Origin of the sequence: Thermogemmatispora tikiterensis, from assembly GCF_003268475.1 — a bacterium.
GTDB lineage: Bacteria > Chloroflexota > Ktedonobacteria > Ktedonobacterales > Ktedonobacteraceae > Thermogemmatispora > Thermogemmatispora tikiterensis.
Window position 1 is genome coordinate 3,902,537 of sequence record NZ_MCIF01000002.1, and the last position, 23,065, is coordinate 3,925,601.

General features: G+C 60.4%; 17 protein-coding genes. 13 read left to right on the plus strand and 4 right to left on the minus strand.

Annotated elements, in window-relative coordinates; translation table 11 throughout:
• Window positions 1–533 precede the first annotated feature (533 nt).
• Complete coding sequence (locus A4R35_RS15660) at window positions 534–1,091, minus strand: hypothetical protein (protein ID WP_112430948.1); 558 nt, start codon at window positions 1,089–1,091, stop codon at window positions 534–536.
• Window positions 1,092–1,338: 247 nt separating this feature from the next.
• Between A4R35_RS15660 and mazG the strand changes: the two genes are divergently transcribed.
• The 5 genes from mazG to A4R35_RS15685 all read left to right on the plus strand — a co-directional run bounded on the left by mazG (window position 1,339) and on the right by A4R35_RS15685 (window position 7,286).
• Window positions 1,339–2,877 carry a nucleoside triphosphate pyrophosphohydrolase gene (mazG, locus tag A4R35_RS15665; RefSeq protein WP_112430950.1) on the plus strand — a complete coding sequence of 513 codons (1,539 nt, stop codon included), beginning with the start codon at window positions 1,339–1,341 and terminating at the stop codon, window positions 2,875–2,877.
• A gap of 27 nt (window positions 2,878–2,904) precedes the next feature.
• Window positions 2,905–3,387, plus strand: a complete 483-nt coding sequence (locus A4R35_RS15670) for a hypothetical protein (protein WP_146747234.1) — start codon at window positions 2,905–2,907, stop codon at window positions 3,385–3,387.
• 16 nt (window positions 3,388–3,403) lie between these two features.
• Window positions 3,404–5,164 (plus strand): DNA polymerase/3'-5' exonuclease PolX, encoded by a 1,761-nt coding sequence (polX, locus tag A4R35_RS15675; RefSeq protein ID WP_112430954.1) that lies wholly within the window; start codon window positions 3,404–3,406, stop codon window positions 5,162–5,164.
• Window positions 5,165–5,179: 15 nt separating this feature from the next.
• Window positions 5,180–5,845, plus strand: coding sequence for a 50S ribosomal protein L25 (locus tag A4R35_RS15680; protein ID WP_112430956.1), 666 nt, complete (start codon window positions 5,180–5,182; stop codon window positions 5,843–5,845).
• 211 nt (window positions 5,846–6,056) lie between these two features.
• Window positions 6,057–7,286 carry a glycosyltransferase gene (locus A4R35_RS15685; RefSeq protein WP_112430958.1) on the plus strand — a complete coding sequence of 410 codons (1,230 nt, stop codon included), beginning with the start codon at window positions 6,057–6,059 and terminating at the stop codon, window positions 7,284–7,286.
• Here the strand turns inward: A4R35_RS15685 and A4R35_RS15690 are convergent.
• A complete protein-coding gene (locus A4R35_RS15690) occupies window positions 7,283–7,540 on the minus strand; it encodes a hypothetical protein (RefSeq protein ID WP_112430960.1) in 258 nt (85 codons plus the stop codon). The two genes, A4R35_RS15685 and A4R35_RS15690, sit on opposite strands and share 4 nt — an antisense overlap.
• A 413-nt stretch (window positions 7,541–7,953) precedes the next feature.
• Between A4R35_RS15690 and A4R35_RS15695 the strand changes: the two genes are divergently transcribed.
• Window positions 7,954–8,298 (plus strand): hypothetical protein, encoded by a 345-nt coding sequence (locus tag A4R35_RS15695; RefSeq protein ID WP_069804776.1) that lies wholly within the window; start codon window positions 7,954–7,956, stop codon window positions 8,296–8,298.
• Between the two features lie 184 nt (window positions 8,299–8,482).
• On the opposite strand, the gene galU is transcribed toward A4R35_RS15695, so the two are convergent.
• Window positions 8,483–9,358: a UTP--glucose-1-phosphate uridylyltransferase GalU gene (gene galU, locus A4R35_RS15700; RefSeq protein WP_112430962.1), complete on the minus strand. Its 876-nt coding sequence runs from the start codon at window positions 9,356–9,358 to the stop codon at window positions 8,483–8,485.
• An 839-nt stretch (window positions 9,359–10,197) separates the two neighbouring features.
• Between galU and A4R35_RS15710 the strand changes: the two genes are divergently transcribed.
• The 6 genes from A4R35_RS15710 to A4R35_RS15735 all read left to right on the plus strand — a co-directional run bounded on the left by A4R35_RS15710 (window position 10,198) and on the right by A4R35_RS15735 (window position 20,660).
• The gene (locus A4R35_RS15710; RefSeq protein WP_189361896.1) at window positions 10,198–12,540 is read left to right on the plus strand and encodes a serine/threonine-protein kinase; all 2,343 of its coding nucleotides are present in this window, start codon (window positions 10,198–10,200) and stop codon (window positions 12,538–12,540) included.
• 284 nt (window positions 12,541–12,824) lie between these two features.
• Entirely contained in the window at window positions 12,825–13,346 is a 522-nt protein-coding gene (locus tag A4R35_RS15715) for an EXLDI protein (RefSeq protein ID WP_112430968.1), read from the plus strand.
• A 464-nt stretch (window positions 13,347–13,810) separates the two neighbouring features.
• Window positions 13,811–14,875 carry an ABC transporter ATP-binding protein gene (locus A4R35_RS15720; protein WP_223258358.1) on the plus strand — a complete coding sequence of 355 codons (1,065 nt, stop codon included), beginning with the start codon at window positions 13,811–13,813 and terminating at the stop codon, window positions 14,873–14,875.
• The gene (locus tag A4R35_RS15725) at window positions 14,872–15,735 is read left to right on the plus strand and encodes an ABC transporter permease (protein WP_223258359.1); all 864 of its coding nucleotides are present in this window, start codon (window positions 14,872–14,874) and stop codon (window positions 15,733–15,735) included. Before A4R35_RS15720 ends, A4R35_RS15725 begins: the two co-directional genes overlap by 4 nt.
• A 367-nt stretch (window positions 15,736–16,102) precedes the next feature.
• Window positions 16,103–18,403: a sensor histidine kinase gene (locus A4R35_RS15730; protein WP_112430975.1), complete on the plus strand. Its 2,301-nt coding sequence runs from the start codon at window positions 16,103–16,105 to the stop codon at window positions 18,401–18,403.
• A 319-nt stretch (window positions 18,404–18,722) separates the two neighbouring features.
• The gene (locus tag A4R35_RS15735) at window positions 18,723–20,660 is read left to right on the plus strand and encodes a tetratricopeptide repeat protein (protein ID WP_112430977.1); all 1,938 of its coding nucleotides are present in this window, start codon (window positions 18,723–18,725) and stop codon (window positions 20,658–20,660) included.
• 149 nt (window positions 20,661–20,809) lie between these two features.
• Here A4R35_RS15735 and A4R35_RS15740 read toward each other — a convergent pair whose 3' ends face one another.
• The gene (locus A4R35_RS15740; protein WP_112430979.1) at window positions 20,810–21,763 is read right to left on the minus strand and encodes an alpha/beta fold hydrolase; all 954 of its coding nucleotides are present in this window, start codon (window positions 21,761–21,763) and stop codon (window positions 20,810–20,812) included.
• A gap of 485 nt (window positions 21,764–22,248) precedes the next feature.
• Between A4R35_RS15740 and A4R35_RS15745 the strand changes: the two genes are divergently transcribed.
• Complete coding sequence (locus A4R35_RS15745) at window positions 22,249–23,055, plus strand: class I SAM-dependent methyltransferase (RefSeq protein ID WP_112430981.1); 807 nt, start codon at window positions 22,249–22,251, stop codon at window positions 23,053–23,055.
• The last annotated feature ends 10 nt before the right edge of the window (window positions 23,056–23,065 follow it).

A 23,065-nucleotide genomic window follows, 5' to 3' on the forward strand; every position in this document is an offset into this window, starting at 1 on the left:
ATCGGACAGATCCCTGCTAGCCAGGTTAATTGGTTGGTCCACTACCTTCTTGCCCTATGATAACGGCAATCTTTCCCAGTCGCAAGAGGATTATGGGTGAGCGCCCAATAGGAGGTACAATAGACAAAGAATGACAATACGAAAATAAGGATTAGGAAACAAAAATAGATCGAGAGGGATAACGAGGGGAGGCAGACAGGTGCTCTTCTCAGGGAGGGCAGGAATCAGGGCAGGCAAGAGGGTGGCGAGGCCCCTCAAGCTGGCTCACCGCTCTCGCCGCTCACCCTGAAGAGCACCCGATGTCCCTTCTGGCCAACAAAGAAAGCGCACGAACCGAAAAATAGTGAAGAAGAGCAAAACGGAATCAGGCGCTGATCGACATGTGGCAGCGGCTGGCAGGCAAGGCGGAGAGGGCTGATGCACAGAATACATCCCCGCGCGCGTCGCAGGCGGATCGTGCCGTGCCGCAGATCAACTTGCTGACTCCGGGACGGTGGAGGCCGGACCTCGCCATCGCTCACGCGTTGGCTCGCTTACGAGTGGGAAGGGGCGGCCGCCGAGCGCGACTGCTGGGCGACCTGCGGAGGCTCAGCCTCGACGCGCAGAAGGGCCTTGAGGGCCTCCTCCGAAACCACCTTGCCCTGTTGGCCATCGAAGATCAAGTCATCGCGCGCGCAATAATACAGGTGGCGCCAATTCTCCAGGGCGCGGTCCCAGGCGGGGTAACGCAGTGTCGCCTCCGCATCGCTTTTGACCACGCGTTGGAAAGCAATAAAGGAAACGACCAGGGCTGCGACAATGATGAGCAACGTAATAATCACCTGAGCAACCAGGCCCGGGCCGCCCAAGCCGGAGACGCCCTCTCCGAGCACCACAAAGATAAAGAAGATTGCCAGTCCAACCAGGACCACGGCAGGCCCCACCAGATTAATCATGCGAGTCTGCCGACCAGGCATTGGGGGAGGCGCCAATCGGCTAATGCCGCTGCGGTAAGCCTCCAGCGAGGTCTTGACCAGATCTTCCTTATGGCAGCGTGGGCAGAGCGGTTTCGCGGTCTGTCCCTGCTGCTGCCGGGATTGATCGGACGCCATTGTGAGTCTATAACCTCCTCATTGTTGGATAGCGCTCGATTCTCTGAAGAGCTAGCCTGAATAGTACTACAGAAAAGCATAACATTTTCCAGTCCTCGGCGACAATCCCTGCTGTGGAGCAACAGGCAAACAAGCCAGCCGGCCCAGCCTGGCCTCGGGGTCCCTTGCTCCCCCTTTGACAGCGCTTCTGTCAGGCGCTACACTGTTCCAAGAACAGCGAAAGCGCCGCAGAGAGGATAGAAAGAGTATGTCGGAGCCGCAAATTACGATCCTGGGGTTGGGGCCAGGACCGTGGGAGCTGCTGACGCGCGAAGCCTACGAGGTGCTGGCTAAGGCAGTGGAGCGCGGGCAGCCGATCTACTTCCGTACCCTGATTCATCCCATTGTAGAACCCCTGCGTCAGGCTTTTCCTGGTCTGGCGCTGCAATCGTTTGACGCGCTCTATGATGCTGCCCAGGACTGGGAGACCCTCTATCAGCGCATGGCGGAGACCATCTGTGCGGCTGCCACTGCTGGGGGCGGTCCTGTACTCTACGCCGTGCCGGGTCATCCTCTGGTCGGAGACACCAGCGTGCAGCTGCTGCTCCACCTGGCCAGGGAGCGCGGCCTGGAGCTGCGCCTCGTCGCTGGCCTCTCCTTCATCGAGCCGATCTGCACGGCTCTGGGGCTAGATCCGCTAGAGGCTGGTCTCCAGATCATCGATGCCGTTTCCCTGGCGGCCTTACCCGGCGACGAAGTGGCCGGAAGAGTCGTACCGACCACGCCCCTGCTGGTGCCTCATCTCTATAACCGTCGTCTGGCCAGTGCCGTTAAACTGGCCCTTGGCGAATGCTATCCCGACGAATGGCAGGTAACGCTGGTTCGCCTCAGCGATCAGGCCCAGGAAGCGGCCCGGTTGCAGCGCCTGGCCCTCTACGAGCTGGACCGCCAGTCGCTGGTGGACCATCTGACGACCCTCTACGTACCGCCGGTAGAAGCCCTGACCGCCCTGCGCCATCCTGACACCCTTCGCTATATTACCAAACGCCTGCGGCGCGATCCCGATGGCTGCCCCTGGGATCGCCAGCAGACTCATCAGACGCTCGTCCCTTTTGTCCTGGAAGAAACGTACGAAGTAGTGGAGGCCCTGGAGGAGAACGACATGGCTAAGCTGGCCGAAGAACTGGGTGATCTCCTCCTCCAGGTCTATCTGCATGCTGAGATTGCCCGTCAAGAGGGGCATTTTGCCCTTGGCGACGTCTTTGAGCAGATCAACGCCAAGCTCATCCGGCGTCATCCCCATGTCTTTGGTGACGTCAAAGTGAGCGGCGCGGGGCAGGTTGTCCAGAACTGGGAGGCTATCAAGCGAGCCGAGCGCCAGGCGGCGGGTCAGCCGGTGCACGAAGAAAGCGTCCTTGATCGCGTGCCGCTGGCCTCGCCGGCCCTCACCGTGGCCCAGGAGTATCAGAGGCGAGCCGCCAGGGTAGGCTTCACCTACGCCGATATGAACGGTGTGCTTGATAAATTGGCTGAAGAGCTGCGCGAGCTGGCTCAGGCCCGCAGCGACGAAGAGCGTCGCGAAGAACTGGGTGATCTGCTCTTTATGGTTGTGCGAGCCGCCAGTGAACTCAACATCGATGCTGAGGCCGCCCTACGGCAGGCTAACCGCAAGTTCCGCCGCCGCTTCCGCCGTATGGAAGAACTCGCGCGCAGCGAAGGGCGACCTCTAGAGGAGCGCAGCCGGGAGGAGCTGCGCGCCCTCTGGCGCCGTGCCAAAGAGCAGACTGACGCTGTGCCCGACGCGTGAGACGATGCAGTGCTGCCGGCAGGCATCATGAGACAGGAATTACTCGCCTGGTTTGCACAAGAAGGGCTACTGTTGCAAAATATTACAACTGGTTCAGAAGATCCTGAACACGACGAAGTCAAAGTCATCGTGCGTGCGCCCATTGTCGCCCTGGGGCATGGGCGCGAAGACTTTCGCGAATGCCCTGATCCGGTCGCCTTTGGCTATCCAGAGTCATGTCTGGAACTCATGACGCTGGACGATTTTCACTGGTTTATTCTGCGCTGGTTCGAGGGGGCCGTGGCTGCCGGGCGCGCGCGCTGTTTCGTCTGTAACAAAGTGCTGGACAACACGTCAGGCCATCCCTGGGATGCCGTTTTCGTTAGTGCTGATTGGCACTGCTGGCTTGTGGTCCACTTCGACTGTAAGCGCTATCTGGGGCGCGACCTCAAGGGGCGCAACCCCTTCGAAGTCGAATTACGCGAGCCGGAAATGTTCGACCTCCGCCTGACGGAGAGCGAAGGTCAGTAGAGGGGAGGCAGCGCCGATGGATAAGAATCAAGTGGCTCAGGCCCTGGAAGAAGTTGCCACCTTACTGCAGCTCAAGAAAGATGCCAGCCCGTTTGAGGTGCGGGCCTACGAGAATGCCGCGCGCACCATCAGCGCGCTCGATGACGACATTGAGCGGCTGGTCAAGGAGGGACGGCTCAAAGGCATTCCTGGCCTTGGGCCGACCATTACGCGGCGCATCGAGGAGCTGGTGACCACCGGGCGCCTCTCCTTCTTAGAGGAGCTGCGCGCGGCCACACCCTCCATCAAGCTAGAGCTGCTGCGTATTCAAGGTCTCGGCCCGCGGCGTATCAATGCCATTGTGGACCAGCTGCACATCGCCAGCCTCGAAGACCTGGAACGGGCCTGCAAAGAAGATCGCGTTGCCGCCCTGCCCGGCTTTGGCAAGAAGACACAGGAGAAAATCTTGCAGGGGCTGGCCTTTCTGGCCGAGCACGGTCACCGCTACCTCTACCCCGTTGCGGAGGCTGAAGGGCTGCGCATGCGCGATGCACTGGCCTCCCTGCCCGAAATTGTGCGCGTCCAGGTAGCGGGTAGTCTGCGTCGGCGGCGCGAGACCGTCAAAGACATCGATATTGTGGCCAGCGTTGCCGACAACGCTGACAGCGCCACTCGTCAGCGCGTCATGAACTTCTTCACCGGTCAGCCGGGCGTCCGGCAGATCATCAGCAAAGGTGAAACACGCTCCAGCATCATTCTAGCGAGCGGCATCCAGATGGACCTGCGCCTCGTGACCGATCGCCAGTTCCCCTATGCCCTTCATCACTTCACTGGGGCCAAAGAGCACCATATTCCCCTACGGCGGCGGGCTCTGAGTATGAACATGACCATCAACGAGTATGGTCTCTTCCGGGGAAAAGAGCCTGATCTAGAGCTGGTGCCCTGTAAAGACGAGGTTGAGTTCTACGCCGCCCTGGGCCTGGCCTATATCGAGCCTGAGCTGCGCGAAGACATGGGCGAGATCGAGGCTGCGGAGCGTGGTGAGCTGCCAACCCTGGTCGAAGAGCGTGACCTGCGTGGGGTCCTGCACGTCCATTCTACCTGGAGCGATGGAAAAAATACCATTCGTGAGCTGGCCGAGGCTTGCTGTGAGCGTGGCCTCAGCTATCTGGGCATTACCGATCACAGCCAGAGTGTCGGCTACGCCAACGGCCTCAGCGTTGAGAACCTGCAGCGCCAGTGGGAAGAGATCGACCGCCTCAATGCCGAGTTCGCTGGTCGCCTCGTCATCTTAAAGGGGACCGAGTGCGACATTCTCAAAGATGGCTCGCTCGACTATCCCGATGAGGTCCTGGCGCGCTTCGACTTTGTCATAGCCTCCATTCACAGCCATTTTACGCTCTCTCCACAGGAGCAGACCGAGCGTATGCTGCGCGCCATTGCCAACCCGTATGTCACCATCATCGGGCATCCGACAGGGCGTCTCTTGCTTGAACGCCCGGGCTATACTCTGGATATAGAGGCGGTGATCGAGGCCGCTGCGCGGCATGGCGTCTTTATTGAGATCAACGCCAGCCCGCAGCGCCTTGATCTCGACTGGCGCTATGTGCGCAAGGCGCGCGATCGAGGCATTCTGATCCCGATCGATCCCGATGCTCACTCCATTGCGGGCCTCGCTGACATGCACTATGGCGTCGGCATAGCCCGCAAGGGCTGGCTCGCCGCCGCCGATGTGCTTAACACGCGCCCGTTGGAGGAGCTGGTAGCCCTCTTGCAACGCAGGAAAGCATCACGCTAAAGGAGGTATCCTGCTATGGCACCAATGGCAGAACTGGAGGTTCAGCGCCGCCAGGTCCTGGGCAAAGCGACCCGGCGGCTACGCCGCCAGGGGATCATCCCCGCCAATATCTTCGGCCACAAGGAACCCTCTCTGGCCATCCAGCTGGAGGCCGCGGCTTTCGAGCGCTTTCGCCGCCAGCATAAGGCCGCCAGCCTGGTCACCCTGCGTATTCCGGGAGACTCATTAACGGAGACGGCCCTGGTCCACAGCATTCAGCGCGATCCCTGCACCGGTAAGATTCTCCATGTGGATTTCTACCGCGTGAGTCAGGAGGAGGAGGTCGAGGTGAAGGTGCCGCTGCATCTGGTCGGCGAGTCGCCGGCGGTGAAGGAGAGCGGTGGCACCTTGCTGCGTCTCCTCGATGCGCTTGAAGTGGCCTGCCGTGCCACCGAGATCCCCGAAATGATCGAGGTCGACGTCTCGCCGCTGGTTGAGGTAGACCAGATTCTCCATGCCGGCGAGATCAAGCTACCGCCCAATGTGCGCCTTCTGACCGATCCACACGAGCCGGTGGTGAAGGTGGAGCTGCCCGCCGTCGAGGCCGAGGAGGCCGAAGAGGCCGCTCCCGTGGCTCAACCTGCTTCTGCTGCTGCGTCTGCCCAGTCGCAAGCTGGCGAGAGTGCTGCAAGAGAAGGCTAAGCTGCGTGCTGATAGCGCAGGCAGGGGTAAGGCTCGCTCAGAGAGCCCCGCTACTCCTGCCTGTCTGCCTGTCCAGGAAGGCAGATCGGCAGATCGCGCACGCGCTGGCCGCGTGGTGGCGGCTTGCTGCCCCGGCATCGGGGCCGGCCGGTCGCTATCTCCTGTACCTGGCCGCCTGCACAAATACTATGCCAAGAAGCGAGCGATAGACATGCGTATTATGATTGTGACTGACCAGTATCCGCCGATGGTAGGGGGCGTGCCTGTTGTCACCCACGATCTGGCCGTCGGCCTGGCTGCCCGTGGCCATCAGGTCTGGGTGGTCGCTCCTTGCCAGGGTGCGCGCGACGTCCACCGTATCGAAGAAGGAGTACATGTCTATCGCTTTACATCCTTCGAGTGGCCCACTTATCGTGACATGCGCATTCCCTTCCTGCCCATCCTGCCTATTCGGCGCCTGCTGAAGCAAGGCAATCCTGACATTATCCATATCCACTCGCCGATCGTCTTGGGGAACATTGCCCAGCTGCTGGCCGGAGGGCTGCGCAAACCGGTCATTGCCACTAACCACTATCTGCCGATCAACATTAGCCGCACCCTGGCCAGTGATCAGCGCTTCAGCAGACATTTCGATACGCTCAGCTATAGCTATCTGATCCACTTCTACAACCGCTGTGAATATGTGACAACCCCGACCCATACAGCTCTGCGCCTCCTTTATGAGCATGGGCTGCGCGCGCCAGCGGGGGTCATCTCCAATGGGGTGGATCTCAAGAAATTCAGGCCGGGGCCTGCCGATGAGGAAGTGCGTCAGCGCTATCATCTGCCGACTGATCGCCCGCTGGTGTTGCACGTCAATCGCCTCAGCGAGGAAAAGCGAGTCAATGTCCTCTTAGATGCCGTGGCCCAACTCAGGAGTCAGGCTTACATTGTGCTAGCGGGAACAGGGCCGGCGGAGGCTGAGCTGCGAGCGCAGGCCACACGTCTGCAGATTGAGGAGCGCGTGGCTTTTCTTGGATTCGTGGCCGATCGCGATCTCCTGGCGATTCGTCGCATGGCCGACCTTTTTGTCATCCCGTCGGAGGCGGATCTGCAGAGCCTGGCCACAATGGAGGCGATGGCCTGTGGCTTACCCGTTGTGGCGGCCAATGCCTATGCCCTTCCCGAGCTGGTCCATCATGGCGAGAATGGCCTGCTATTTGAGCCGGGGAATAGCACAGAATTGGCGCAGACCATCGACTATCTGCTGGAGCGTCCTGAGCTGCGCAGGCAGATGGGGAACAAGAGCCTGGAGATTATTGCACAACACGACCGTGAGCGCGTCCTTGGCCAATGGGAAGCGCTCTATCAACGTCTGGCCTCAGAGTTTGCGTTAGCGCGTCAGCTGCGGGAGCAGGCTCGACGAGCCTTGCGTCTCAGACGTCCATCGCTACCTTCCTAGCGATTACTCTCGCCCCCACGGCGCTCCCCTTGCTCTCGTCGCAGATCGATCCAGGAGCGGTGGAACAGACGAGCAAGGCTACGCTCGATGTCCCAGCGGAGCTGAGTCGCCTGGTAGCGTAACCAGCCAACAACAAGCTCCTGCCAGCTCGGACGAGAGAGAGGGGATGGCACACGGCACCGCTCATCTACGCGGACAAAAACCGGAGCCAGTATCAAAGATCGCGGGCGCTTCTCAAACCTTCGCTCTTCCATGCGGTCTGTAGCTCCTTGACGTGTCCCTCCAGCAGGCATGTGGCAAAATGGACAAGACCAAAGCACTGCGATATTTACAGGTAGGTACCAGGGAGACTCGTAACCAGACTAAGAGACTCTGAGGAAGAGTATAGTGTCTGGAAAAGGATTTGTCCAGGGAATGGCAGGCGCTGTGAACACCTTGGGTTAGCCAGCTTGAGGCCGGGAGCGGCCAGGCTGCCAGCAAGCCAGGATCATCAGGAATGGGTATGAAAGGCGGAGGAGTGGGGGATCGTACCGGCCCGGTACCGAAATGACTAAGGATGCCCGTTTCATTGACAAGAATGGGGGATTTCAGTATACTCTTCGCCACAGGCGAGGAGCCTGTATATTTTGTTTTGGCTTGGGAGCTTGCCCGAGCAAAGGGAATGGTGATGGCTACCAGAGAAGAGGAGAAGCCGGCGCCGATGTCAACGGTCGAGGCCGGTCGTAAAGGGGGGAGTGTTGTCCGCGACAAATATGGTGGGGAGTATTATCGCCAGATAGGCAAGAAGGGGGGTACAGCTCTCAAAGAGAAGCGCGGGAGCGAGTACTACCGCCAGATTGCCCAGAAAGGTGGCCAGGCCAACGTCACGAAGTATGGTCCGGCCCACTTTTCTGAGATGGGGAAGAAGGGTGGCAATGCGACCAAGGCGCGACAAGACCCTGACTTTTACAGCCGGATCGGTAAGTTGGGAGGGGCAGCCCGGCGTCGGAAGAAAGCGGAGGCACAGGAATAATTCATCTCATTATAAAGCTGCTCTTCTGGCACAAGGCAGCGATGTGATCAACAAGGAGCCGGGGAGAGGAGAGAGGCAAACACAGTGTTGGATGACCTGTGGTGCTCTTCCTCATTCCCGGCTCTCTGCCTCTCTTGCTGGCCGGCTGGCTGGCTGGAGGGCGACCGCTGCGAGCGAGGCGAGGCTAGCCCTCCGCTTCCTGAAGGGCCTGCCGCAGAAAGACGCGCAGATCAGGCGCCAGGTCGGGGCGCTTGAGCGCATAGGTGATCGTTGTGGTCAGCAGACCCAAACGCGTACCAGTATCATAGTAGGTGCCAGTGAAACGCAGACCGTAGCAGCGCCCCTCACGTGCCTGGTGCTCAAGAGCATCGGTCACCTGGATTTCTCCACCGGAGCCAGGCGGTGTCTCTTCCAGCAGCGGAAAGATATCGGGAGTCAACAGATAGCGCCCCATAACCGCCAGATTGGAGGGCGCTTGCTCCCGTGGCGGTTTCTCCACCAGGTGGGTGATCCGCAACGCTTGCTCTCCTAGCTCCTCCACCGCAGCAATGCCGTAGCTAGGAATCAGTTCATCTGGCACGGGGGCAAGCGCGACCACCGAGCCACCGTAGCGCTCATGGATCGCCATCAGTTGGGGTAAACAAGGCGTTTCCTCAGCGACCAGCACATCGCCTAGCATGACCACAAACGGCTCATCGCCTACCAGGGTCCGTGCACAGAGAATGGCATGCCCTAGCCCCAGTGGCTCGGGCTGACGCACAGCGCTGTAATGCGCCATCTGCTGCACACGCCGCAGCTCCTCCAATTCCTGCAACTTGCCACGCTGCTCCAACAGCTGCTCCAGCTCGGGAAAGGCATCGAAATGATCCTCAATGCTGCGCTTGCTCCTGCTGGTGACGAAAATGATCTCCTCGATGCCGCAGGCCACGGCCTCTTCGACGATATATTGCAAGGTTGGCTTGTCGACCAGCGGCAACATCTCTTTCGGGATAACTTTCGTTGCGGGCAGGATGCGCGTGCCCAGTCCCGCCACTGGCAATACGGCTTTGCGAATACGCATTAACCCTCCTTGATTCTTGGCAAGAAAGCGCTCCGGTCTACCTGCTCCTGGCGTCCAGCCCTATTGTAGCGACCGGGCGGTTTGATGGTCAATCTCAGCCTGGTGGCCTCCAGGGGGGCCTTGCCATAGATTAGATGAAACATGAATAGCCGAGCTACTCTGTAAAGCAAGTGAACCAGGGTCGAGGTCAGGCCAGGCATCCCTTGCCCACTTATCCATGCGCTCAATGGCACAGGTAAAAAGCTGGGCGGGCCGACCTGGCCTCTCTGGTTGACTATTGCTATCATAGCATATTCTAGCGACACTGAGGCGATCGTCAGTATGAAAGACGCTCCTGCCGCACAACTCTGCGAGCCGGCAGGCAGCGCTGAGGCTGGAGAGAGGCGGCCCAGCCCCTCTCTGCAAGCAGGACAGCAAAAAGATGCGCTAGAAGTCGAAAGGCGTGGCGTTTCTACATGCAGAGCGCCCGTGCTGCGTCTGCTTCCGCGCTCACTCTCCACCGCGCCGCGAGCGCGGTTCTCTCCAGTTGCCTTGAAGCAGCGGCGGCCTAACGGGTGTCTCTTTCTTACTTGCCAGGCTAGTGGCTGTCCCGGTTCAGTCGCCAAACCAGGAAGATTCCATTCTCTTCTTCCCCCTGACCTGAGTAGGGGACAGAGTGGAACGCTCATTGCTGATCTTCTTCTCCCCTATTCCCCCGGGAGCAATATCCCAGCTGTTTCTTCTTGCTGCAAGAATATGCTATAGTTAAGCATAGCCGACATAGTACATTTTTGTAGTGTATGTCCATATATATTTGCAATAGCAGAAGAAATACTGGGCTGGAGAAAGCGGGGAAGGTAATGCTACGTGAGGGTACACAGCTAGCTCAGGGTCGCTATCGTCTAGTGCGCTCACTAGGCAGCGGAAGCCTGGGCGAGGTCTACCTGGCCGATGATCTCCATATGCGGCGCCGGGTAGCCATCAAAATCATCACCGCCGAAGCTACGACCTGCGTTGAAGCCAGCGCCGCCTCGCAGGCGAGACGATATATTGAGCGTGAGCTGAAGGCCATTGCCCGGCTAGATCATCCTCACATTCTGGACCTGTACGACTACGGTGAGGAGTCCTGGCAGCGCTTGCTGCTCCTCTACATGGTCATGCCCTATCGGCCCGAAGGCTCGCTGGCGGGCTGGCTACGTCTGCGCTCGCAGTTCGGGCCGTTAAGTCCCCAAGAGGTCTGTGATCTCGTCAGTCAGGCCGCGGATGCTCTGCAGCATGCTCATGATCATCAGATCATTCATCGCAATGTCAAACCCTCCAACCTGCTGATACAGCTCCATCCGCGGCAACCGCGGCGCCTGCATCTCTTGCTGGGCGACTTCAGCATTGCTCGTATTGCCGAGGCCAGCCTGACCACGGGTCAGATTATTCGTGGGACACCGATCTACATGGCGCCCGAGCAATGGGAAGGCCAGCCGACCTGCGCCACTGACCAGTACGCCCTGGCAATCATGGCCTATGAAATGCTTGTCGGCCAGCCTCCCTTTCAAGGTGGACCGGGGCCGCTGATGTTCCAGCATCTGCAAAAGGCGCCGCCGCCACCCAGCGGCCAGAATCCGGCTCTCTCGCCGGCCATTGATCAGGTGCTGCTGCAGGCTCTCGCCAAACGTCCCGAGGAGCGTTTTGGCTCAGTGGCCGCTTTTGCCAAAGCCCTGGAGCAGGCTGTGACCGGCAATGCCCTGCTGCCAGACTCTGAACAGGCGGAGCAGGAATCTGGCTGGCCGGGAGAGGATGGACTGATTGAGGTGCGACTGGCCATTAGCCGGAGCGAAGCGCGGCACGGAACGCGCCGGCGTTTGAACGTGGCGGGCGAAGAAGTCGAGGTAGAGATCGGGCCGGGCGTGGTCGATGGGCAGACACTGCGGGTCGCCGGCTGGCGCCGTCACGGGGCAGACTGGTCAATGTCGGCGGAGGAAGCCTTGCCGGACCTCTTGCTCAAGCTTGATGTGGTGCCCGACGAGCTGCTGACCGGCGCGGTGGAGGGTGGCGGCTCTGGGGCGGCTATGCCTGTCACAGTAGCAGCAAGCACTCCGCTGTCGTCTGGCGCCTTCGAGGTACCGCAGTTACCCTTTCCCCCGCCCTCACCGCTGCTCCAGGGTGAGCCTTGGGTGGACTGGCCGGGCCGAAGCGAGCTGGGACAGGGACAGGGAACGACCCTGAGCGGGACCTTCCCCGCGATGACTTCCCCAGCTCCGACGCCAGCTTTCAGTGTCACACAGCCTCATCCTCTATCAGGCCGCTCGGGGGCAACGGGCGAGTGCCGGGCCACCTTTGAAGCCGTACCAACGCCGGCAGCATCGAGTCCGATGGCGGCGCCTCCTCCGAGGAGCCAGAGCACGACCGAACTGCGCCGGCTGGTCCGCCCGCCGCGACGCAGCGCCGCTCAGATTGTGACCGTGCTCCTGGTCCTGGCCCTGCTCTTTGTCAGCAGCGGCCTCCTGGCCTACTTCCTGATCACCAGTCAGCCTGCTGCCCTACGAGGAGGAAGCCAGAATGAGAGCCCCGCGCAGAGTGTGACCACAGCCAGGGCGCCACAGGGGCCCGACGGAGAGAGCCGGGCCGAGACACGGGTCAGCGCGGCGCCGACAAGCGCTCTACAAGAAGCCACCGCCACGGCACGCGCTCAACAAGAGGTCACCGCTACCGTCCAGGCACAGCAACGTGCCCAGCTTCAGGCTACTGCCGCTGCTCAAGCCCAGGTTCAGGCTCAGCTCGCTGCTACCGCCACAGCCCAGGCAGCTCAGCCTCTGCTGTTGGCCGATAAAACCAGCCTGCAGGCTCACCCCGGCGCCAGCAGCAGCGACTGCGTCTACACATTGCCGGCGGTTGATAACAGCGGCTACCCGGGCTGGTCCTGCAACCTGACCCTGAGCAGCCGGGGCGCAGCTCAGCAAAACCTCTCCTGGTCCACGAGCATCGCCGGCCCTGGCGGCAATAGCAGCCTCTGGCCGGTCCCTGCAGGCGAAGGTGGCCGCAGCGATATCTATCTACTCCCGGCAAGCGGGCAGATTCACCCCCAGGGAGTACAGCAGGTGCGCGTGATCGTGCGGGATTTCTCTCAGGGAACAGGTTGCCCCAGCAGCTACCTCCTGCGCTTCAGTGGACCGGCGAACTACGTCGATGTGCTCTGGGGTTGCTCCTAGCTGGCTTTGACTTGGCGCCGTGGCAGGCCGTCACTCCACTGCCACGGCGAAGCGCTCTAGTGCTGCGATAGCTGCCTCTTTTTCTCTCCCTTGACAATATACGTATACATATATTACCCTTGCCCATATCTGGGCTACATATACGTAGACATAGACGGATAGCCTGTCTCGCCGAAACCAGGCAGGGGGGCGAGGCGGGACTGTGTGACAAGGCTGAAGCGGAGCGCTCTTTGCGCCTGGCTGAAGGGCAAAGCGCAGCGAAGCGTGTACAGGAGGTACCGACTTTGCCAAATCGCACCATCTATGTAGCAGAGGCTGATCTGCCAATCTTTGAGAAGGCTCAGCAACTAGCAGGCGGCAACCTTTCGGCTACCATTGCGGCGGCCCTCCGCCGTTTTGTGGAGCGAGAGGAGGCACGACGCGCAGGTTTTGAGGAAGTGACGGTCAGGGTAGGCAGGATAGCCCACGTCTATAAGCGCTTTTTAGGGCGCCTGCTGGCCCGCGGTCTGAGTCGCCAGCGAGAGGAGGGCCGCGAAATACTCTACCGCATCTATCAGACGCCTAAAGGCAAGTTTGCTGTCCACCTTCGGGAAGGGCCGGATTGGAGCGACTGGCGGTATTGGTCACAACAGACCTGGCGGCGTCGTGAGTGGGCCTGCTGGCCCCAGGACTACGACTATCGGCTGGAGATCTACGATTCTCTGGAGGAGCTGCGCGCTCATCTACCAGTGGAACTCTATGAGGCAGTCTGTCAGGTCATGAAAGCCGACCAGCAGGAAGACGGCGTGGAGTTTCTGGATATCTAGCAGGCAGCATGGCAGGGCAGTAGCGTATCTCTCCACTGTCATGGTATTCAGAATCAGGAGATGTTGATTTTTTGACAGTCTTGTGATAAAATGACAAAGACTATGGCATAAATAGCTACCTTGATGTAGAATTATGCTAAGCCGAGACGCACCGCAGGGACAGTCAGCGCCACCAGCATGCTGCTGGCTGCGCTGACTTCCTTACGGAAGTAGCCCGTGAGCGTGAGAGCCTCGCTGCAAGGATCGCTGGTGCGCTGTCAGGACCGGGGGAGATTAGTCATGAGTAGACCTGCTCATGATCGGCAACGGTGTGGGTAACCAGATGCTGTGGATGGGAGTGGGGCGGTCTCCAGTCCAGGTGAACACGCCAGCTTGAGCGGCGGTCTCACTGTTACCGGGCTGCGTCTGCTTGCAGGTCTATCACAGCTGCTGAAGCTGTAGAAAGTGAGCAAAGAGAGTAGAAGATGACTCAAACAGACCTGGAGAGAAGAACATCGATGCAGACAGAGACGACGGAAGAGCTGGCCATTGAGGTGCGCGATCTGGTCAAGCGTTATCCGCGGAGCAAGGTCAACGCCGTTGATGGCATTTCCTTCAGCGTGCGACGCGGCGAGATTTTTGGCCTGCTCGGCCCCAATGGGGCGGGTAAGACCACGACAATCGGCATCCTTACAACTAGCGTCTTGCCCACCAGCGGCACGGTGCGGATCATGGGGGTTGATGTGGTAGGCGACCCGATCGGGGTCAAGCAGCACATCTCGGTAGTGCCCCAACGCAGCAACCTCGACCAGAGCCTGCGTGCGCGCGAGATTCTGACCTTTCACGCCGCCTATCATGGCGTACCACGCGCCGAGCGCGAGGCACGGGCCGAGGCCCTGCTCAAAGAGCTGGGCCTGGAGGGACGTGGCCACGAAAAGATCAGACGCTACTCGGGCGGTATGGCGCAGCGGTTGATGCTGGCGCGTGCCCTCATGCATTCACCCGATGTGCTCTTCCTCGATGAGCCGACGAACAGCCTTGATCCGCAGTCTCGGCTCTTCTTGTGGGACCGTATTCGCGCCATGCACGAACGCGGCGTGACCATTCTCCTGACAACGCACGATATGGAGGAGGCCGAACAGCTCTGCGAGCGCATTGCTATTATGGATCATGGCCGTATCCTGGTGCTTGATACGCCCGATAACCTGAAGAAGCTGGTGCCTGGCGGGACGCGCCTGGAGCTGCGTCTGCGTCTTCCTCAGAAGGTTGAGGCCTCCAGAGGAGACGGGGCCGCCTCATCCGGTGACCTGCGCGCTCTGCTAGAGCAGTTACCGGGGCGCCCGCGCGTCGAAGAGTTGCCCGCCGATGACGGGCAGGAGAATCATGGCACCCGCTCCTTCCGCCTCTATGGCGAAGAAGCGGGCGAACTGGCAGTCGAAGCCATGCGCGTTGTGAGCGCCAGCGGTGCCGAGCTGCGCGATCTCCATGTGGCTCGCCCCAGCCTCGAAGATGTCTTCATTTTTCTGACAGGAAGGAATCTCCGTTCATGAGCGTTGAAACATCGATAGATGCAATTTTTATTGAAAAAGGAGCGAGAGAGAGACGACCTCGCAACCGGCTGGCGATGATCCTGGTGGCTTTTCTTGCCATCTTACGCCGCGACCTGGTGGTGACGGGACGGGAGTTCATCCCCTTCCTGATCCAGGTGCTGCTTCAGCCTCTCTTCTTTCTCTTCATCTTTGGCAAGGTGCTGCCCTCGATTGGTGCCGCCCAGCAGAGCTATGCCTCGCTCCTGCTGCCCGGCATCGTCGGCCTCACAGTAGTCACGACGGCCCTGCAGGGTGTGACCCTGCCCCTGGTCCTGGATCTGGGCTTTGGACGTGAGATCGATGATCGCCTGTTGGCGCCGCTGCCGGTGAGCCTGGTGGCGCTCGAAAAGATCCTGTTTGCGGCCCTGCGCGGGCTGATCGCCGGGGCCATCATCTTCCCCTTAGCCTATTGGGTACTGGGCAGCAATTATAGTGTGCGCACCGATGCCATCGGGGTCATCATCGGCATTATGGTGCTGACGGCTCTGGCTGGGGCTACCCTTGGACTGACCATCGGCACGCTGGTGAAGCCTGAGCAAATCGGTCTGATGTTCGCCCTGATCTTTACGCCGCTCATCTTCACTGGCTGCACCTACTATCCCTGGAGTCAGCTCGACGGGATTCGCTGGTTCCAGGTGATCACTCTCTTCAATCCTTTGACTTATGCCTGTGAAGGACTGCGCTATGCAATGGTGCCTCCTGTCCACGGCTACACCTTGCCGACGCTGGGCATCGGCTGGGTGCTGCTGGGCTTGGGCGTGACCTTCGTCGCCTTCCTCGGGCTGGGTATCTATACCTTCCGCCGCGCCGTGGTTAGCTAAGCGGCTGGCAAAGGCAATCCGCCACTGCGGCTTCGCTGATCAGCAAGCGAGCGGTATTGCTTCTGTTCTATCATGCCCTGCCTCCTGGTGTTGTCTGGACTCCGTGCTCAGCTTCACCTGGCGGCGGGCCCTTGTTCTGCGACCTGGCTGTCAAGCTGGTGGTAATCTTCTGGCTCTCAGTAGAGGTGGGTGTGAGCCAGCCTGCAAAAACTTGACGCACTCCCGCTATCTCTGCTACACTTAGACTGTTGCCACAAAACATATTGATATATCAATTACAAGGAAAATGCCCATATTGATGGAACTTCCCCGAATGCGTCTCTGAGCCGAAAGCGGGAACGGCGATCAAGAAAAGAGCAGGAGCGCCATGAGCACATTCCCAGAATTACCACCGGCTCCCTCTGGGGAAGCGTTTCCTCCACTGCCGGGCGAAGCCGCCGGCATTGAAGAGCGCCTTCGGCGCAGTGAAGAGCGCTATCGCTCACTGGTAGCGGCCACGGCTCAGATTGTCTGGGTGGCCAGTGCCCAGGGACTGGTCGAAGAGGACTCGCCGTCCTGGCGAGCCTATACCGGGCAGAGCCTTGAGGAGGTCCTGGGATTGGGCTGGCTAGAGGCTGTCCACCCTGACGACCGGCCTGGGACGCTGCACGTCTGGTCACAGGCGCTGGCCAGCGGTGGCTTTTACGAGATCGAGTATCGCATTCGGCGCTACGACGGTGTCTATCGCACCTTTTGGGTACGCGGTGTCCCCGTCCGTGAAGCTGACGGTAGCATTCGCGAATGGGTGGGCACCTGCACGGACATCACCGACCGCAAGCGGCTTGAAGACGAGCTGGTTCAGACGGCCTACGAGGCGACTCTACGCGCTAATCAGCTAGAGGCGACCTTTGAGGCCATGACCGATGCAGTCTTTATCTTTGACTGCGAAGGGCAGATTCTCAGCGTTAACGCCGCGGCCCGCCGCTTCTTGAGCCGCGTGGCGCCGCTCCCTGACAAAGAGATGACCATCGATGACTATCTGGCCCTGCTTGACCTGCGCGATGCCGCAGGGCAGCCGTTGCCACGTGAGCAGTGGCCATCGCAGCGCCTGCTACGGGGTGAGGTGCTGGCCGATGCCCCGCTGAGCGATCTCCTCTTGCGTCTGCCCGGCGGTTGCGAGCGGCGGATCAGCGTGAGCGGCTCGCCGGTGCGCGATGACCGCGGCTGTGTCATCGGGGCTGTGGCCATTGGGCGCGATGTTACCGAGCGCTATCTGCTAGAGCGCCGTACCCACGAGGCTCTGGAGGCCTTGCTTGCTCTGGCCGAGGCCCTGGTAGAGATCCCTCGCGACCTGGCTGGCCCGCCGCCTCAACAGGCAGGCGCCCCATCCGTCGAGGCAGACGGGTCCTGCACGCAACAGAGGCACGAAATTACGCACCGCCTGGCGCGACTGATCTGTCAGGTCTTGAACTGCCATCAGGTGGTGATCCTGCACCTGGCGCCGGAGAGCGAAATGCTCCAGCTCCTGGCCTATGCCGGTGATGAAGGCGCTGGCGAGCGCTGGCAACACTGGCTGTCTGCGGATTGTTCCGCTGAGCCCCAGCTCACTCTCTGTTTCTCCCCCGAGGCTGTTGCTGCCTTAAGGGCTGATCGCTTGCTTGGTCAGCGCGGAGCTGACGGCAGGGTTGTTCCGATCGAGGTTGGTGAGCGTTATACGGCAGTGATTGCCCCGATGCTCATTGACCAGCAGCTGATTGGCCTGATCCGCATTCAGCAGGCCGAGCGTGAGCACGAATATAGTGCCGAAGAGATGGCGCTTGTCAGGGCCGTGGCCCGTCTGGCGGCCCTGGTCACTGAGCACGAGCGTCTCTTGCACGAGCGAGCGGAAGCGCGCGCCAATGAGCTGGCTCTGCGTGAGAGCAACCGTCGTATGGATGAGTTTCTCAGTATCGCCAGCCACGAATTCAGGACCCCGCTGACCACCATCAAGGGCAATGTCCAGCTTGCCCGGCGCCATCTGCAGCGCCTGTCCCTGACCGCTGAGCTGCGTGAAAAACTGGCCATCGTCCAGGAGCTGCTGGAACGAACAGACCGCCAGACCGGCCTGCTCACGCGCCTGGTGCGCGACTTACTGGAATCCTCGCGGGCCCAGGCTGATCGCCTTGTGGTGCAGCGTCGGCCTGAGAATCTGCTATCCATTGTCCGTCAGACGGTGAGCGATCTGCAGTCGACAGCGACTCAGCGGCGTATTCGTCTGCTGGTGGCTGGCCAGGAGCTGGGACTGGAGAACGAGCCAGCGCCCATCATGGTGCTGGCTGATGCTGAGAGCATCGGCCTCGTTATCACCAACTATCTCACCAACGCCATTAAGTACTCGCCACGCGAGAGTCCGATCGAAGTCTCAATTGAGTGTGAAGAATGCCAGGCTCGTGTCTCTGTACGTGATCAGGGGCCGGGTCTTCCTCTCGCCGAGCAGCGGCGCATCTGGGAGCGCTTCTACCGCGTTCCTGGCGTCCAGGCCCAAGGGAGCGCCAGCCCTGGTCTTGGCCTGGGCCTGCACATCTGTAAAACCATTATTGAGCGTCACCAGGGGAGCGTCGGTGTCTCCAGTCAGCCTGGAGCCGGATCAACCTTCTGGTTTACTCTGCCCCTGCTGACAGATGCTGGTGAGGGCGCAGACCAGCGATAGCGCGTCCTTGCTTGTTGACCAGCCGCAGGTCTCTATCTGGCCTGTCTGCTTGACTGCTTGACAGAAACGGCTCCGTTTTCTAAGCTAAAAGTGTCAGCCAGATCAACCCATCGCTCGTCGTCTCTCGCAATAGCTCATCAACCAATCTGCCCCTGTCGTCCGCCGCTGACTTGTCGGTAGCCGTTGCCTTGCTCATCCAGGAGTAAGGGCGGTCAGAGAGGGCCGGCGGCTTTGGAGGACGAGCATCTCAAGCGAAGGCTGGAACAAGCCGATTGTTCCAGTAGGGACGAAGTAATCCAGCAGGGGGCTGAGTTCTGGTATGATCGACCATCATGATATGCGACAAGATGCCGAGTGGGCCGCGGCACAGCTTGAGCGTGGCCATCTTCTCGCGAAGCTGTCCACTGGCGATCGGCAACAACAGCTGAGTGAAGCCATAGCCTGCTACGAGGCGGCGTTGCAGGTCTACAGGCGGGAGGAGTATCCGCGCGAGTGGGCCTCTGCCCAGAAAGGGCTGGGGGATGCGCTGGCCCAACTGGCCGCAGGCGAGCGCGAAGCGAATCTGAGGCGAGCCATAGCCTGCTACGAGGCGGCGTTACAGGTCTACAGGCGGGAGGAGTATCCGCGCGAGTGGGCGCAGCTTCAGCACAATCTGGGCACCGTCTACAGCCAGCTGCCGGGCAGAGAACGAGGCGAGCAGCTGAGGCGGGCCATAGCCTGCTATAAAGCGGCCCTCAGCGTCTTCCGCGGCGAACAGTTTGCCTTCCAGCGCGCGATCACCCTGCAGAGCCTGGGTAATGCCTGGGGGGATCTGCCAGCGGGGGGGCGTCATCGCAACCTGAAAAGAGCCATAGCCTGCTACAAGGCGGCCCTCCGCCTCTGCGATCGCCAGAAGCATCCTCTGGAGTGGGCACGCCTCCAGAACAATCTGGGCACGGCCTATCTGAGTCTGCCCGCGCGCGATCGTCGCCCGCGGCTGGAACGCGCTATTGCCTGCTACGAGGCCGCCCTGCAGATATATACCCATGTTACCCATCCCTACGAGTGGGCGACGGTGCAACAGAATCGCGGCAATGCCTATCTTCAGCTGCCTGGTCAGCCACGTCGTGTCAATATCGAACGCGCCATCATGTGCTACCAGGCGGCCCGACGAGTCTTTACCCGCGATGCCTATCCGTGGGAGTGGGCGCGGCTCCAGAGCAATCTCGGTATTGCCTATGCCGGGCTGGCCAGTGTAGGAGAGGAGCAGGAGCGGCATTCCTATCTGGAGCGGGCCTTGATTTGCCTCCAGGCTGCGCTGGAGATACGCACGTCTGAGACGGCGCCGCTCGACTGGGCGGCGACGCAGCTCAACCTGGGCAATGTCTACCGCAGTCTACCCGGGCGCAAACGTCAGGAATATCTGGCGCGGGCCATCGACTGCTACCGGGCGGCCCTGCGTATCTATAGCCGGAGCAGCCATCCCGTTGAGTGGGCGCTGACGCAGAGCAATCTCGGTAACGCCTATGCCGACTGTCTGGGGCCGGCGCGCTACACCTTCTTGCACAAGGCCATTGCGGCCTATCGGGCAGCGCTGCAGGTCTACACACGCGAAGCTTTCCCATATGAATGGGCCAGAGTGCAGCACAACCTGGGTGTAGCTCTGCGGCAACTGGCAGGTCACCAGCCTGGTCTGCTGCGCCAGGCGATACGCTGTTATCAGGCAGCGTTGCAGGTCTTGGCGCGCGAAGGCCATCCCGAAGAATGGGCCCAGCTCCAGCGTGCTCTGGGCGATGCCTGGAGCAGCCTGCGCGAGGGCAATCGCTACCGTCATCTGCGGCAGGCCATAGCCTGCTATACGGCGGCCCTGGAGGTCTACCGGCCCGACAGCACTCCTACCCTCTGGGCGGCCACCGTGCAGGCGCTGGGTAGGGCCTACCGCCGTCTGCCAGCCCGAGGCAGGAGCCGTCAGGTAGCGCTGCGCCAGGCTTTGGCCTGCTACGATCAGGCCCTGCAGGTCTACACGCGCGAGACTTTCCCTTGTGAATGGGCCCAGCTACAATTTGAACGCGGCAAGACCTATAGCCAGCTGGGGCGCGATCCTCGCAGCAGGAGTGGCTACCTGGAGCAGGCGCGTAACTGCTACCGGGCGGCTTTGCGCGTCTTCTATCGCCTGCAGATGGATCGCCAGGCCGCGGCAGTGGATCAGGCCCTCAGTCGTCTCCGGAAAGCCCAGGCGCTGCAGTTCCGGCCTCATCTGCCGTACCATCGCCCATGAGCCTGAGAGAGGGGGATGGCTCGGGCCGACTCAGGCAAGAGAAAACAAAGCCGCAGCCTCGTCTGAGGCTGCGGCTTCTTCTGTACGTTACTGCTCAAACCCAGAGACCCGCAGGGGCTGCCTGGAAGACTCACATCTCACAAGGTCACCTAGACGGCGCTGCCAACAAAGGAGCGAAGCAGCGAATGGAAGGTCTCCGGCTGTTCCTCGTGCGGATGCTCACCGCAGCGTTCAAGGACGTGCGTTTCAAGCTGAGGATTGATGCGTTTGAAGGCGGCGCTGACGCCGGCGCCGTTGCGTCCCCAGAGCGCCATCACCGGCACAGTCAGGCGCGCAAGCGGTTCACTGACGTCGGCATGCAGTTTGCCAGCCAGGAGATCGGCCACCGGGAAGCGCGCATCGGGCTGATGAGCGCTGATATAGGTATATTCGATCAGCTCATCGCTGATGAGAGAGGGGTCATAGTAGGCCCGCTCTTCGTAGTAATTGCGGATCGCGCGCCGGGTCGTCAGTAGATTGTAGGCAAACTGACCCACGAGCGGCAGACGCAAACCGAAGCGCATGGCCACTTGCAGCGGACTTGGGGAAGGCTCTTCGAGCATCGTCTCTGGGGGCGAAACCAGAACCAGCCGCTCGTAGCTGCCCGGATGGCGGTAGGCGTCGGCGATGGCGTAGGCCCCGCTCAATCCGCGCGCCACAACGAGAGCCGGTGCACGCACCGCCTCGCGCAGGAAATCGCTGAGCAGATCACTGAGGATCTGCGGCTCATAGGCAATGGCCGGACGGTCGGAGAGGCCAAAGCCAAGCAGGTCCAGGGCATAGACGCGAAAGTCTTGAGCCAGAGCCTCAATATTGCGTCGCCACTCGTAGGACGAGGCGCCAGGCCCAAGGCCGTGCACGAGCACCAGAGGCTTCGCTTCGCGCGCTCCCTGCATGGTGTAGAAGACATCACCATATTTCCAAGGATAGCGGCGCCCCTCTCCGGCAAGGCCGGGACTCAGCTCGCCGGCCAGTGCTTCTGTAATCTTATTGACCACCGCCACCGTCCCCAGCACACCACTGGCAATGAGGCCGGTCGCCACAATTTTCCCTCTGATTTTCATAAGAATACTCCTTATGTCCCTCTGTCACTCACTAGAAAAAACTTAGTGTAGTTTTGCTCGCGAATAGGTTGCAGCTATCCACCAGGAAAGGACAGCGCGAAGCATCGGCTGCTCTCCTGATGGTAGCCGTTTGCTGCCGGCGCCGTCCACGTCGCCAGGCATAGTCGTGGGTCAACCGTAATATATCACGTGGGCTGAAGGAGGGGGAGAGCGGGATCAGCCAAGGAGGAGAAAGGCGCTAACCGAGGAAGGCCCAGGCCAGCCCTTGCGCACCAGGTCCGCCATATGTTAAACTCTACTATAGATGGTGAGAGCGGTTCCTCTACCGTTCTCCTCCATCGTTTTCCTTCTCTAACCGTTTCCCCTGTCTCTGCTACTGCCCCTGCAAAAGGGGCCTTTGTGCGTAGTAAGCCTGTTCTGTGATCGGTACCGGACCTGCTCTCTACGCGCCGTCTTGTGTTGATGTCTGGCTGGTGAGGACCAGTATGACCTATTGTGTTGGTGAGTATTACGAGCGAGCTGAGGATTACGATCTGGAATATCAAAGCCAGAGCGAACAAGATGTTCCCTTCTGGCATGGATTGATCGAAGAATATCGGCCTCGGCATGTGCTGGAACTGGCCTGTGGCAGCGGGCGCATTGGCCTGCCCCTGGCGCGCAGTTTCCCCGAACTCCTCATTGAGGGCCTGGATAGCTCGCCCCAGATGCTCGCCGCCTACCGGCGCAAGCTCGGAGGCGAGCCGCTGGAGGTTCAACGCCGGGTCATCCTCCATGAGGGCGACATGCGTAACTATCACTTGCCCGCCTGCGGCAACTTTGACCTGATTTTCTTGCCTTTCAACTCGGCAGGTCATCTTTATACTATAGAAGAGCAGTTAGCAACCTTTCATTGCACATACGACCATCTGGCGCCTGGAGGGCGCTTTGTTATCGATGTGCTGCTGCCCAACCTCGATTATCTGAGCGCCGCCCTCAATCGTCCCACCCAGCTCTATCTGGAAGACGAAATCGGCGACCCCGCCAGCGAAAGTACCCTGCTCATCTACAGCAGCCGTCGCTACGATCCATGTGAGCAGCTTGAGCACATGGTCTGGATTCACGAACGCTTCTCCGAGCAAGGGGAGAACGAGCGCTATCTCACCCAGCTCGATCTCCACATGTACTTTCCGCGTGAGTTACAGCTACTCTTTCTCGCCAGCGGTTTCGCCGTAGAGGCCATCTATGGTGATTACGAGCGGCGGCCTTTTGGTAAAGGTACCAGGCAGATTATTGTTGGGCGCAAGAGAACGTAGTATGAGGAGG

What these genes read in the sequence shown, in the direction of transcription:
- A4R35_RS15660 (WP_112430948.1), bottom strand. Translation starts at nt 1,091, where the DNA reads ATGGCGTCCGATCAATCCCGGCAGCAGCAGGGACAGACCGCGAAACCG.
- mazG (WP_112430950.1), top strand. Translation starts at nt 1,339, where the DNA reads ATGTCGGAGCCGCAAATTACGATCCTGGGGTTGGGGCCAGGACCGTGG.
- A4R35_RS15670 (WP_146747234.1), top strand. Translation starts at nt 2,905, where the DNA reads ATGAGACAGGAATTACTCGCCTGGTTTGCACAAGAAGGGCTACTGTTG.
- polX (WP_112430954.1), top strand. Translation starts at nt 3,404, where the DNA reads ATGGATAAGAATCAAGTGGCTCAGGCCCTGGAAGAAGTTGCCACCTTA.
- A4R35_RS15680 (WP_112430956.1), top strand. Translation starts at nt 5,180, where the DNA reads ATGGCACCAATGGCAGAACTGGAGGTTCAGCGCCGCCAGGTCCTGGGC.
- A4R35_RS15685 (WP_112430958.1), top strand. Translation starts at nt 6,057, where the DNA reads ATGCGTATTATGATTGTGACTGACCAGTATCCGCCGATGGTAGGGGGC.
- A4R35_RS15690 (WP_112430960.1), bottom strand. Translation starts at nt 7,540, where the DNA reads ATGGAAGAGCGAAGGTTTGAGAAGCGCCCGCGATCTTTGATACTGGCT.
- A4R35_RS15695 (WP_069804776.1), top strand. Translation starts at nt 7,954, where the DNA reads ATGGCTACCAGAGAAGAGGAGAAGCCGGCGCCGATGTCAACGGTCGAG.
- galU (WP_112430962.1), bottom strand. Translation starts at nt 9,358, where the DNA reads ATGCGTATTCGCAAAGCCGTATTGCCAGTGGCGGGACTGGGCACGCGC.
- A4R35_RS15710 (WP_189361896.1), top strand. Translation starts at nt 10,198, where the DNA reads ATGCTACGTGAGGGTACACAGCTAGCTCAGGGTCGCTATCGTCTAGTG.
- A4R35_RS15720 (WP_223258358.1), top strand. Translation starts at nt 13,811, where the DNA reads ATGACTCAAACAGACCTGGAGAGAAGAACATCGATGCAGACAGAGACG.
- A4R35_RS15725 (WP_223258359.1), top strand. Translation starts at nt 14,872, where the DNA reads ATGAGCGTTGAAACATCGATAGATGCAATTTTTATTGAAAAAGGAGCG.
- A4R35_RS15730 (WP_112430975.1), top strand. Translation starts at nt 16,103, where the DNA reads ATGAGCACATTCCCAGAATTACCACCGGCTCCCTCTGGGGAAGCGTTT.
- A4R35_RS15735 (WP_112430977.1), top strand. Translation starts at nt 18,723, where the DNA reads ATGATCGACCATCATGATATGCGACAAGATGCCGAGTGGGCCGCGGCA.
- A4R35_RS15740 (WP_112430979.1), bottom strand. Translation starts at nt 21,763, where the DNA reads ATGAAAATCAGAGGGAAAATTGTGGCGACCGGCCTCATTGCCAGTGGT.
- A4R35_RS15745 (WP_112430981.1), top strand. Translation starts at nt 22,249, where the DNA reads ATGACCTATTGTGTTGGTGAGTATTACGAGCGAGCTGAGGATTACGAT.